The 11,995-nt window shown below is 61.8% G+C and carries 11 protein-coding genes; 1 reads left to right on the top strand and 10 read right to left on the bottom strand.

The genetic code is table 11. The features are described from left to right. Positions 1 to 224: 224 nt before the first annotated feature. The 10 genes from DESFRDRAFT_RS03655 to DESFRDRAFT_RS03615 all read right to left on the bottom strand — a co-directional run bounded on the left by DESFRDRAFT_RS03655 (position 225) and on the right by DESFRDRAFT_RS03615 (position 9,226). A complete protein-coding gene (locus DESFRDRAFT_RS03655) occupies positions 225 to 800 on the bottom strand; it encodes a hypothetical protein (protein WP_005991210.1) in 576 nt (191 codons plus the stop codon). Positions 801 to 1,170: 370 nt separating this feature from the next. After that, complete coding sequence (locus DESFRDRAFT_RS03650) at positions 1,171 to 1,644, bottom strand: hypothetical protein (protein WP_005991208.1); 474 nt, start codon at positions 1,642 to 1,644, stop codon at positions 1,171 to 1,173. A gap of 139 nt (positions 1,645 to 1,783) precedes the next feature. Next, positions 1,784 to 2,506 (bottom strand): hypothetical protein, encoded by a 723-nt coding sequence (locus DESFRDRAFT_RS03645; RefSeq protein ID WP_144004900.1) that lies wholly within the window; start codon positions 2,504 to 2,506, stop codon positions 1,784 to 1,786. Next, complete coding sequence (locus tag DESFRDRAFT_RS21025) at positions 2,503 to 4,401, bottom strand: AAA family ATPase (protein WP_005991204.1); 1,899 nt, start codon at positions 4,399 to 4,401, stop codon at positions 2,503 to 2,505. Before DESFRDRAFT_RS21025 ends, DESFRDRAFT_RS03645 begins: the two co-directional genes overlap by 4 nt. Before the next feature lie 143 nt (positions 4,402 to 4,544). Then, entirely contained in the window at positions 4,545 to 4,778 is a 234-nt protein-coding gene (locus DESFRDRAFT_RS03635) for a helix-turn-helix domain-containing protein (RefSeq protein ID WP_005991200.1), read from the bottom strand. Positions 4,779 to 5,044: 266 nt separating this feature from the next. Beyond that, positions 5,045 to 5,863 carry a hypothetical protein gene (locus DESFRDRAFT_RS21790; RefSeq protein WP_005991198.1) on the bottom strand — a complete coding sequence of 273 codons (819 nt, stop codon included), beginning with the start codon at positions 5,861 to 5,863 and terminating at the stop codon, positions 5,045 to 5,047. Between the two features lie 106 nt (positions 5,864 to 5,969). After that, positions 5,970 to 6,224 carry a type II toxin-antitoxin system RelE family toxin gene (locus DESFRDRAFT_RS03630; protein ID WP_005991195.1) on the bottom strand — a complete coding sequence of 85 codons (255 nt, stop codon included), beginning with the start codon at positions 6,222 to 6,224 and terminating at the stop codon, positions 5,970 to 5,972. A 5-nt stretch (positions 6,225 to 6,229) separates the two neighbouring features. Then, positions 6,230 to 6,430, bottom strand: a complete 201-nt coding sequence (locus DESFRDRAFT_RS03625) for a hypothetical protein (RefSeq protein WP_005991193.1) — start codon at positions 6,428 to 6,430, stop codon at positions 6,230 to 6,232. A gap of 62 nt (positions 6,431 to 6,492) precedes the next feature. Next, positions 6,493 to 7,680, bottom strand: a complete 1,188-nt coding sequence (locus DESFRDRAFT_RS03620) for a tyrosine-type recombinase/integrase (RefSeq protein ID WP_005991190.1) — start codon at positions 7,678 to 7,680, stop codon at positions 6,493 to 6,495. A 496-nt stretch (positions 7,681 to 8,176) separates the two neighbouring features. Further along, a complete protein-coding gene (locus DESFRDRAFT_RS03615; protein WP_005991188.1) occupies positions 8,177 to 9,226 on the bottom strand; it encodes a LacI family DNA-binding transcriptional regulator in 1,050 nt (349 codons plus the stop codon). Between the two features lie 283 nt (positions 9,227 to 9,509). Between DESFRDRAFT_RS03615 and ptsP the strand changes: the two genes are divergently transcribed. Then, positions 9,510 to 11,990 carry a phosphoenolpyruvate--protein phosphotransferase gene (ptsP, locus tag DESFRDRAFT_RS03610; protein ID WP_005991187.1) on the top strand — a complete coding sequence of 827 codons (2,481 nt, stop codon included), beginning with the start codon at positions 9,510 to 9,512 and terminating at the stop codon, positions 11,988 to 11,990. Positions 11,991 to 11,995 lie beyond the last annotated feature (5 nt).

The raw sequence follows: 11,995 nt of genomic DNA, 5'->3' as shown, positions 1-11,995 counted from the left end.
TCACTGGTAACCATCCTGGTAACTTGGCCGGGATGGCCGCAGTCCCGCGCGCGGGAATCGGTGCGGACATGGTGCGGTCAATGGGCTTTGTTCGGTCCGATGTTCGGGGTGCAGCCTCGCGCACGCGCGCATACATGTGGGGAAATCCCGGAGGTGCGCACCTTCGCGCGAAGGAATTTGTGCGCACTAAGGTGCGCACTGCGAACCACGGACAGAGGCCGCGCCTACAGCTCGATGCCGAACCGTTCCGCCGTAGCAATCCAGAAGTCGGCTTCAATTGCTTCGATCTCCCAGCGGATGCGGTCAAACGTCCGTTGGTGCATGCCCTTGGGCTTGAAGGTGACCGGGTACGCCGTGCCAGCCCTGACCTGGACCCGCTCGCGCAGCTTGTTCGACCGCCGCAACACCCGTGACAGCTTGTCCTCGTTTTCGACCGCGTAGGCGATGCCGTGGCAATGCCGGCACCAGAAGCGCCGGCCGGCAAAAAGGACGCCCACGCGCCGCCCGCACCTGGGACACAGGAACCACGGCCGCGTCCCGCCGTAATGGCAGGGGGTTCGGCCCAGGTCCACAAGCGCGTCCACCTGCTCGCCGTCCTTGGTTCCGTACATGAGGCGGATGGAATCGGGATTGGTGAAGACGCCGATGCTGGCGGAGGGTTCGCCGCCCCAGGACCAGGACAAGGTGAAGGACAGCCCCGGCCGTAGCCAGCCCTTGCGATGCAGGAAGCGCACTTCCAGGCGCAGCATGTGTTCCCCGACCGGCCGCCAGCCGGGCCGACCGCTCCCAAATCCGCCCATGTCAGCACCTCCGAAATATTTCCCAAATCAATAGGCAAAAACACACTTTTCAAAGCTATGAATCGCCCAGGGATGTAGGCACCAAGCTGGTTCTCAGGCGATTGAACTTTGCCCAATTCTCGCCCCGGCTCGGGTGTCAACATTCAACTATTTTTTCAGCCTGCGCCTAGCGGGAAATCGCGGCTCCGCGCACCCGCCTTGAAAACCGTTCAGAAGGACCCGCGCGAAGTCGCCAGTCACCAGGAAGTCGCCACCCCAGCCTCGCGCGCACGCGCGCGTATGTGTCGGCAAATCCCTTCGGCGAACTGCTCCCCGTGGCGTTCAACGCGCGCGTGCGCGTGTGCGTATTGCTCCCCAAAGACTGAAGGGTTCACAATGCGCCGCACCAGCCGGCGAGATGACCACATGTCCCACTCGCCGCACTCCCGTCGATTCTCGGAAGGAAATCCGCCTCCTGTGTGGCGATCCCGAACAAGGAAATTGCCCGCGCCCGTCGCTGCTCCCGGGCCTTAGCGGAATAATACGGCGACACGCCCCGTCGGTATGGCCAAATTGAGCAGGGGGTCAGATCAAGAAAGTTCTTCCCGGCCGTGCAGCCGCCCACGTCGCCACCCGGGGCACAGTCGGCGCAATAGCTTTTGATGACTTTGAGGAACCGCCGGGACGCGCCGACCTCGATGACACCCGTTCGGTAGGCATGGAAGACGCAATTCACAGACGGACATTCCGGCACCAAGGCGAACGATCCGCCCATACAGCCCACACAGAACAAGCGGATGGATTCCAGCGCCGTTTTCCGGGGACCATCGAAACCGGGAACGGCCTCTTTGATTTTCTTGAGCATGGTGACTTCCTCCATGCGGAAATCGTCAAAAACTCTCGACGCGGGTACTACAAGCAGATGGGAACCCATGGCGTCGTTGGGGCATGCCCCGGTGGGTTATCCCCTTCCCCTCTCCTGATCGTTGATCCGGGAAGGGGGCCTATCCCACGTCGATTCCCTTGAAGCCGTCGTGGTCCAGGGCGGGGCCAGCAACGAACCACAGGTCTTGAACCGTTGCACGTTGCCCAGCGGTCCAGGTCTTTGGATAGAGCGGCCACCGGCTCCCACCGTCACCTCGACAAAACCGAAGGCCGGCATGCTGGCGCATGATGCTATTCACGATCTCCACGGCTTCGGCAGGGTCCAGGAATGGCAGCTTGTCCATGTGTGCAGATAGGTAGCCCCGGGCCTCGGCCAGTAGCGAACCAGTATAGGCGATAAGTTCAGGTTCGAGGCTAGGAGGATAGATGGCGAGGACGCGCTCGCCGGAGTGGACCACACGCACGGCATAGAGCTTGCCCAGGTCGCGCAGATCGACGGCCGCCCACCTCGCGTCAAAGTAGGGGGCGGCGGCGGCGGCTGGCCAGACGATCCACTCAAGGCCGGTCGAAAAATCGGCTGGGACAGAGGGAGGGATAACCCCGTTTTTTTGTCCCACGCCCTCTACCCTCATGGGACAAGATTTTTGCCCTTGTCCCACGGTTTGTCCCATGGCTTGTCCCACTTTCGACCGTTGTAACACCTTGTTTGCCAAGGTTTTTAATGATGCTGTCCCATCACTTGTCCCACAGGTGGTCCCACTTATGAGGCTTTGTCCCAGCGTCCCACGCCCTAGGGGCTGGGACAGTGGGACAAAATCATTTTGGGTGGTTGCGTTGTTCATGCGGCCGCCTGCTTCAGGCGTTTGACCAACCGGCCGACCTTGCTTTTGGAGAGCCCGGTTTCTTCGGCGATGTCGCGGATCGGAAGACCATCGGCATGGAGTCGGGCCACCATTTCAAGTTCCATGTCTTCGATGTCGCGGCAGGCCCAAACCAGGGCGTTGCCATCCTGTACGAGTTTGGCCTCGAAGGGCTTGGCGTCGTCTCCGATGATGCCACGGGCCTTTTCGAGGTGGACCTCGAAGCGCGCCCCTTCCTCGGGCCGGTAGTCCTGGGGCCGGCGCAGGGAAATGACGGTATCGAGTACATCCTCGCGGCTGGACGTGCCGCGTTGCCCTCCTCCCTTGTTAGCGTGATGGACCAGCAGGGCGGACATGCCCCGGCGACGTAGCGAGAGAATCCACTCCTGAACCGGCAACCAGCCTTCAGACTCATTCTCCCGGCCGGCTCGACAGAGCGTGGCGAGGTTGTCCACCACGAGCAGGTCCACGCCCTCCAAATATGGAGCTATGGCCGCCTGCCCCTCGGGAGTGGCGAGGTTCGGCATGAAGTCGGGTTGCGTGTCGGGCGTGATGATCCGCATGAATCCCGGTGTTGGCTCCTGGCGGTAGCTGGCGACAATGCCCGCAATGCGCTCCTGCATGGCGGAGGCGGGCATTTCCCCGTCAATGTACAAGACGCGCCGAGGCGTGGCCGCCTTCCAGCGAAACACCGTCTGCCCCGATGCAACGGCGTAGGAGACGTGCAAGGCGAAGTGCGTCTTGCCGATGCCGCGCGCGGCGTAGACCATGACCAAACCTTGGCAGGGGATGACCGGGGCGAGGATCAGTTCGCGGGGCTTGATGTCCAGGGCCAGGAAGTCGCGGATATCAAGGACCACCAGCCTCGACTTGTCGACCTTGGCGTCGGTCGCCCCCAGGACCTCGGCCGCAGCTAAGCACGCTTTGACCGCCTCCAGGCCCTCGGCCGCCGCCATGTCGTTGAAATCGGTCCCGTTGGCCGGGTCCGTAAACCTGGGCACGGAAAGCCGCGCCTTGACCGCGAGCGCCGCCTCGGTCGCCTTGGTCAGGCCCGGGTTGCCCTTGGTCTTGGCGTCGTCGTCGGCGCACAGGACGATTTCACGATCCGGGTATTGCGCCCTGGCCATGTCCGCCACGGCCAGCAAGTTGCCGCAGTTGAATGCCACCAGCACGGCGGCTCCGGTCGCGGCGTGAATCGTGGCCCCGGTCGCGTAGCCCTCGCAGACGTACAGTGGGCCGTCTTTTTCCCCGTTGGCGGTAAGTATGGGGAAATACCCGCCCTTGAGTTTCCCGCCAGCGAGAAAGAGCTTATTGCCGTCTGGTGCGATGAATTGGAGCGATTGAACCACCCCCTTGGCGTCGAGGACCGGCAGCACAAGGCGGCCGTCGTCGGTTATACGGAGGTCGCCCAGGCTCTTGACCTGCTTTCGGACCAGATACCCGTGATCCGCCGGGGCTGGCATGGTCGCGGCCAGGATGCGCTTTGCCTCGGCGCGGGCCTCGGCATGACGCTTGGCTTCCTCCTCCTGGCGGCGCTTTTTGTCGGCCTCCATGCGGACCTTGAGGCGGTTGCGTTCCTCGGGCGTCAACTCGCGGTCGCCCTTGGCGCAGAAGTTGAAGCTCTCGCCGGTTCGATGGTTGCCGTAAGCAGCGGACACGGGCTCGTCACCATGGGCGACGTACCAGCCGTTTTGACTGTGCGGCTTGTCAGCCGTGGCGCATCGGTGAATCTGGCCGTCGAGGATGATTTCGCCCGGGGCAAGGCCGTTGCCCTCCATGGCGGCGGTCAAGGAGTCTAGGACTTTTTGCACGGAGAAGATAAGCGGCGGCATGGTGGATGACGCTGCCCGGGATAAATGGGACGTGGTGCTGGTCATCGCGCCCCCCCAGCTCGGGCGATAATTGCCAGCAAGACAAAGACCTTGACGACGGCGGCCCGGATATTGGAAAAGAAGCTGTCCACGCCACTTTTCCAGCCCTGGCCCCCGGTCGGGGCTTTTTTTGTGCTCATGATCGCCCCCTACGCCCTGGCTTCGGGATCAACCCGATGGGCAACAAGGAAAGCGTCGAGGTCCGCCATACGATAGCGGATGGATCGGCCGATTTTCAAAAAGTCTGGGGCCTTGTGGGCGGCGCGGCGGGCTTGCAGGGTCTTGACGGACAGATTGACGTAAGCGGCGGCCTGCTTTTCATCCACCACCATATACTGGACGGACTGCTTGTCGCCTGTCGTAACCTTGATGGTCCTTTCCATAGCGATGCTCCTTGAGTGCCGGGCCATGGTTTTTGAAGTGGCCCGAGGCGTCGCTATAGGAATAGAAGCGGTTATGGAGACGGTGAAGCTATCCCGTTGTCCCGTCTAAGAACTTTCTTGTCCCGCCTGATCGGTGGGAGAGGTAGGGAAATCGAAAGGAAAACCGACAAAAAAAAATTCAAAACAAGCAGGAATAATCAACCATTTCAAGCTATCCCACCATGGCTTTTAGAGGAGCACCCACAGACGGAAACCACAGGGAGGAGCTATTTTTTCTTGGGATCTTGTTCTTTCAGGTGCTCGGGCAATGAACGGCGAAAAGCCTCAAAGGCTCGCTTGCGGATTCCGTCGCGCCGCGTTTTCCATTCTGCCGCATGGAAAGCCGTGCATCCTTTCTCCCCAGCCGCCATAAGTTGGGCCGTAAGGGCGACGGCGCATTCTACATCCTTGATCCATTCATTAATGTGGTTGTCTTCAGACTTGCAACTGGCGCAGTCATAAGTTGCAGTATCGCAATCCTTCAGTCGTGTATTTTCTTCTTGGAGTTGTTCATTCAGAGATTGTAATTCATAAATTCTTGATTTTAAAATCTCTATCTCTTCGCTAATTGCTCTTAATCTTTCATTAACTCTCCTCTGGTTTTCGTATTCTTCCCTTTCTCTTTTTTTATGATTATACCTAGTGTGGCGCTCCCGCAGGATAGGATCAACCTTTTCACGGGCATCAATACCTTCAGCATGTATATAAATACCAGCAGGTTTATGAATCAATTTTCCATCATTATCATGCCAAAAACTAATATCTAGAAAAGCTGTTAACCTTCCGTCATCAAGCATATTTTTAACAAGTTGCCAAGGCAGATCCCACATATTACATATATCTTCAATCGAATACCCTGGCGGTCTGTATCGAAACTTATTTACAAAATGGACGCTATCCATGTCTTTCGTTGATTCAAGGTGGTCAACGAATAGGGATTCAGTTAGTTCTGACTTCCACGCCAATAGGTATTCATCGTTTGGCGAACAAATCTGTCCAAATTTCAAGCCATATTGTTTATAATCTAAATGTTCACCTTCGCTCATCAGTTCCCTTCAACTTCTTCCTTGAAATAATCCAGGGTCAGGCCGCCAAGGGAAGCGACTTTTTGCCGGGGTTCATGAGGCCCCGGCTAGACCCTGGAAAGACTGTCTACTTGTATACGCCCCCTCGGAACCCGGCTTTGAAGATAAAAAGGCGTTCGGGTTCCGAGGTGAACAGGATGCGCACCCCGCCCACTCGAAGCCGAAAGTCATGGGGATTCGGTTGCAACCGCTTGATGTCCAACCCCTCGAAGTCGCCGGCCAGAAGCCGTGTCACGGCCTCCTTGATTTTCTTCCGTTGCGACTCGGGTAGAGACAGAATGAAGGCGTTAGCCTTTTTGTTGATAACGAGTTCACGCCCCATGGCGGCTACCAATCGGCCATGGCCTTGCCGAGGTCCAATGCCTCGCCTCTGGCAAGCGCATCGTAGGCTTCGCGGCGGTCTTCTTCGTCTTTGGCCGAGAGGCGGGCCTCCCCGTGTAATTCGGCTTGCAGGGCCTCCCATTCATCAAGGGGAATGACCACGGCCACGCGGTTGCCCTGTTCGTCTATCTGGTACTGGATGCCCATGAGGTCACCTTCCTTGCCGCCAGTATGGAAGCGGCCAGCTTGCGACGTTGAGGCTCTTTCTATCATCGCTCCTTCCCCATTGAAATAACCTTCCCGTCCATGGAGTCCCTTGCCCTGCCGACATTGCCCAAGAGATTGCCGGCCACTTCGGAGGCCTGCTTGAGGGCGTCGTCACGCAGGTGGGAATATCGCTTCGTCATTTGGGGGGATTTGTGGGTCAGAAGCTTTTGCAGGGTCAGCATGTCCACCTGTCCCGAGGACGCCAGCGTGGACGCGAAAAGATGCCGTAGGCCGTGCAGGGGGCGGAAGTCGGCAGGCAGGCCGGCGCGGGTCTTGATGCGGTTGCTTGCCACCTGGATGGTCACGCGCTGCTTACCGCCCTGGCCGGGGAAGACGTAGGGCGTTCCGTCCACATGGGGATGGTCTTCAAGCACGCCCCTGGCCGCGTCGTTGAGCGGGATTTTCTGGCTTTTGCCGCCTTTGGGATGGCGAATGTGGATAAAGCCCCGCTCGAAATCCACGTCCCGCCATTCGAGCTTGAAAAGCTCGCCGCGCCGCATGCCCGTGAACATGGCCAGCCGCATGAAGTTTGCGGCCTGAATGTTGGGTTCGTCCTCGATGGCCTGGACAAGACGGGCCAGTTCGTCGGCGTCGAGGTCTTCCGTGGTTTCATTATCCACACGCGGCATGCTGATCGTCTGCTTGCGCGGGTCGGGGGAATCGCACAGGCCCTTTTTGACGCCGAAGCGGACAAGACGCTTGAACAGGGCCAGGACGTGCTTGACAGTTTGGGGTGACTTGCCCTGCTTGAGCAGGCGGGAGCGCAACCGGTCGAGGTCCAGGGTCAGGACCTCGACCGGGTCCTTTTCCCCGAAGGTAGGCTTGAGGTATTTCTCGAAGCGGCTCCGGTCCGTCGTAAGCGCCGCGCCGGGCGTTTTCTGTGACGAATATTCCTCCCACAGCCTTGTGAAGGTCCAGCGTCCGGCCTCGGCTTCCTTGGCGGCCTTATCCTCTTCCCGGCGAGCCTGATTCGACAGCGCCTTGCCCTCGATGCGTTCCGCCCTAATCCGCGCCGCCTTGGCCGGGGTCATGGCGTCCTGGTGCTGGCGACCGGCCTTTTCCTCAATGAGCTTCCCGTCGCGGCGGTACATAACGTAATAAATCCGCTCGGGCTTGCTCGTGGCCACGGCCTGCCCCTCGACGTAGTAGACCCCCGGATAGGATGTCTTGAAGCGTTTCTTTGCCGGCATGCCGATAACCTCCCCCGGAATTCGTACCCAACACTATACCCAACAGCCAAGGTAAAAATACAGACGACAGGATAGGAGTCAAGAGGAAAACGAGAAGAAAATTTATTCAGTAAATTAGGACATTATGAGGCTAAATGGGAAAGGACAGGGATTGAGGGGAAATGTAGGTTGATGGCCTTTCACGCCGGTAACAGGGGGTTCAAATCCCCTTGGGGACGCCAAGAAATTCAGCGGGGTACCTGTCCAGGGTAACCCGCTTTTTCGTTGGTCCACACGAAGTCCACATTTACGACTCCTGTAGTCCGGTATTCCCCCTCACTCTTGGGAAGCTTTCTGGATGCTGACGACTTGATTGGGACCGAGCGGCCCATTACGAAAGTGTTGACTGTACCGGCAACACCTCTGCCTGCTGGAGCGTCGTTTGGATAGCCGCATCCTGGGACGGCCGCGCTCGCGCCCCTGCCCGGCCCCGGGCGCGGCCAATGCGGCGAAGGGGCTAACGGCGGCTGGGCTCCGGATGGGCGACCACGGCGACATCACGCGGGGTGCCCGGTCCGTGCGGACCGCAAGACTCTCGAATGACGAGGTCGCTGGCCAGGACGACTTGCCGCGTCGGCCGGCTTGATTCGGCAATGCGCTTGAGCAGCATCTCGCAGGCGGTCTGGCCGATGGCGTAGGCCGGCTGCGCGACAACGGTGACCGCCGGGCGCAGCATGGAAGTCCACAGCGTCTCGTCGATGGTCGCGAAGGCGATCCCTTCCGGCATGGGCACCCCCCTGTCCCGGATGGCCTTGCAGGCCCCGGTGGCCAAAAGCCCGTTGCTGGTGATGAGCGCCTGCGGCGGCCGCGACGAATCGAGCAGCCGTTGCGTCGCCTCGTAGCCCGCCGGCTCCTTGGCCGGAAGGCTGAGGACCAGTTCCTTGGGCGCGGAAACGCCGGCCTCCTTCAAAGCGGCGAGAAACCCCTCGCGCCGCTCCCGCCCGGTGCTGCTTATCGCGCCGAACAGGCCGGCGATGCGCGTATACCCGTGTTCCAGCATGTGCCGCGTCAGGGCCGTGGCGGCGGCCACGTTGTCGATGCCCACGCTGTCGAGGCTCGCCCCGGTCACGCGGCGGTCGATGATGACGAGCGGCATGGCCGAGGCGATTTGCGGCGGGAACTGCCGCGACAGGCGCCCGGTCGGGGCCAGGATGACGCCGGCGGCGTTGCCGTTTCGCATGAGTTCCAGATAGGTGCGTTCCTTGTCCGGATCCTCGTCCGTGTTGCACAAAAGGACGCTGTAGTCGTTGGCCTGGGCCACGTCTTCCACGGCCCGGGTGACCATGGCGAAGAAGGGGTTCTGGATGTCGGCCACGATAAGCCCGATGCTGTTCGAGCGCTTGGAACGCAGGCTGCGCGCCGCGAGGTTGGGCGTATAGCCGAGCTGGCGCACCACGGCCCGCACCTTGTCCCGCATTTCCGGACGCACGTTGGGCTTGTCGCCAAGGACCCTGGAAACGGTGGCCACGGAAACGCCGGCCGCGTCGGCTATGTCCTTGATCCGCATGGATTCCTCCCGCCTGGTCGCCCTGAATGTAAACGATTGCAGAGATATCTCAAGTCACTTCTTCACCTGCTCAAAAAACAGCATGTCGCAGCCGAAAAAACAAAGCCCGAAACACCTCCCGACCATGACTTTTCTACCGTATCCCCCATTCCAGTCAAGGAATCCTTTTCAGAAAACAATTCTTTCCTATTGAGGACGCGTAAATAATTCTGAAGACCGTTGACACGTTTTTTGTAATCGATTACAAAACTCGCCAAGACTGGACCACGCCAGGAGGATCGCCATGATCGACTTCGACAAACGTTCCGTTTTGTTGGGCGCGCGGGTGGCGGGAAAACACGAGGCCATCGAGCAGGTGGCGGGCTTGCTCGCCTCGTGCGGCAACATCGATCCGGGCTACGCGCAAAGCATGCTGCGCCGCGAATCCGTGGCCAACACCTTTCTAGGCAACGGCATCGCCATTCCCCACGGCTTGCCCCAGGACAGGGCGCTCATCCGCAAAACCGGCATCGCCGTGCTCCAGACGCCCGAGGGCGTCGCCTGGAATCCCGGGGAGACCGTCTATCTCGTGGTCGGCATCGCCGCCTCCTCCGACGAGCATATCCCCATCCTGACCAATCTCACCCATGTGCTCGACGACCCCGAAATCGCGGACCGGCTGGCCGTGACCCGGGACCCGGAAGAAATCGTGGCGGCGCTGCGCGGGGAGCTTGCCCTCCGGGAAAAGCCCGCCCCGGCCCTGGACCTCTCGGGGTATGACCAGTCCCTGGTCGTGACCGTCGCCGGCGAGCACGGACTGCATGCGCGCCCAGCGACGTTTTTCGTGGACGTGGCCAAGACGTATGACGCGGACATCCTGGTGGAATACGACGGCCGCGCCGCCAACGGCAGAAGCCTGGCCTCCCTGCTCAAGCTCGGCGTGACCACGGGCAGGCAGATCCGCCTCCACGCCAAGGGACCGCAATCCCAGGCCGCCCTGGCCGCCCTGAAAAACGCCGTGGACGCGGGCCTGGGCGAGGAGCGCGGGGAGCCCGGCGCCGCGCCGTCCTCCGGCTCGGGACACGGGTTCGTCCCCACCACGGATGCCCACGCCATCCTTGGCGTGGCCGCATCGCCCGGGTTGGCCATCGGCCCCGTCAAGCAGCATGTGCACAGCCGCATCATCGTGGAAGCCACGGCCAAGGACCCGCAACGGGAACTGACCGCCCTGCGCCAGGCCCTCGTCGCGGCGCAAGAGAATCTGCACAATCTCTACGAGGAGGTCCGGGCGCGCTCCGGCCTGCAGAAAGCGGCCATTTTCCACGCCCACGAGGCCTTCCTGGACGATCCGGAGCTCCTGGCCGAGGTCGAGGCCGGCATCCGGCAAGGCAAAAGCGCCGGTTTCGCCTGGCGACAGGTCATCGACTCCCGGGTCGCCGCCCTGGAGCGGCACGACGACCCGGTGCTGGCCGGCCGGGCCATGGACCTGCGCGACGTGGGCCGGCGCGTGCTGCGCCATCTGGCCGGCGTGGTGCACGACGACTTCGTGCTCCCGGACACGCCGGTCATCCTGGTGGCCGAGGATCTCACCCCCTCGGACACGGCCATGCTCGACCCGGCGCGGATCCTTGGATTCTGCACCGCCGCCGGCGGCCCCACCTCCCATTCCGCCATCATCGCCCGGTCGCTCGGTATTCCGGCCATGGTCGGGGCCGGTCCGGCCCTGCTGGCGGTCGCGGACGGCGTCCAGGCCATCCTCGACGGCGACGGCGGGGCCCTGTACCTCGACCCCGGCCAGGAGGACCTGGCCGCCGCGACCCAGGCCAGGCGGAAGATGAGCGATGTGCGCGACGAGGAGCATGCCGCCCGCTTCCAACCCGCCCTGATGCGCGACGGAACGCGCGTGGAGGTCGTGGCCAACATCGGCAAGGTCAACGAAGCGGGGCAGGCCGTGGAGGCCGGCGCCGAGGGCGTGGGGCTCATGCGCACGGAATTTCTTTTTCTCGGCCGCGAGACCCCGCCGGACGAGGAAGAGCAGTTCCAAAGCTACAAGGCCATGGTCGAAGCCCTGGCCGGCCTGCCCATCATCATCCGCACCCTGGACATCGGCGGCGACAAGGCCGTGCCCTATCTGGACCTGCCCCACGAGGACAATCCGTTTCTCGGCGAACGGGGCATCCGGCTGTGCCTGAACCGCCCGGAACTCTTCCTGTCCCAGCTGCGCGCCGTCTATCGGGCCTCGGCCGCGGGCCCGGTGCGCATCATGTTCCCCATGATCGCGACGCTCGAGGATCTGGCCGCGGCCAAGCGCCTGGCGGAAAAGGCCCGCATCGAGGTCGGGGCCGCGCCCGTTCCCATCGGCATCATGGTCGAGGTGCCCTCCGTGGCCCTCATGGCCCCGGAATTCGCCCGGGAAGTCGATTTCTTCTCCGTGGGCACCAACGACCTGACCCAGTACGTCATGGCCATCGACAGGCTGCACCCCTCCCTGGCCGCCAAGGCCGACAGCCTGCATCCCGCCATCCTCCGCCTGATCCGGCAAGTGGTGGACGCGGCCGAGGCGGCCGGCAAATGGGTGGGCGTGTGCGGCGGTCTTGCCGGCGAGCCGCTCGGCGCGGTCATCCTGGCCGGGCTTGGCGTGCGCGAACTGAGCATGGTCGTGCCGAGCATCGCCGCGATAAAGGCCAAAATGCGCACGATCCGCATGGACGACGCCCGGGCCCTGGCCAAAAAGGCCCTGGCCTGCCGCGACGTCAAGGACGTGCGCGCCCTCCCCCTCCCCTAAAACAG

Source organism: Solidesulfovibrio fructosivorans JJ], from assembly GCF_000179555.1.
Classification (GTDB): Bacteria; Desulfobacterota; Desulfovibrionia; order Desulfovibrionales; family Desulfovibrionaceae; genus Solidesulfovibrio; species Solidesulfovibrio fructosivorans.
The sequence above is the reverse complement of the archived record's forward strand: the minus strand, read 5'-3'. Positions and strand labels throughout refer to the sequence as shown.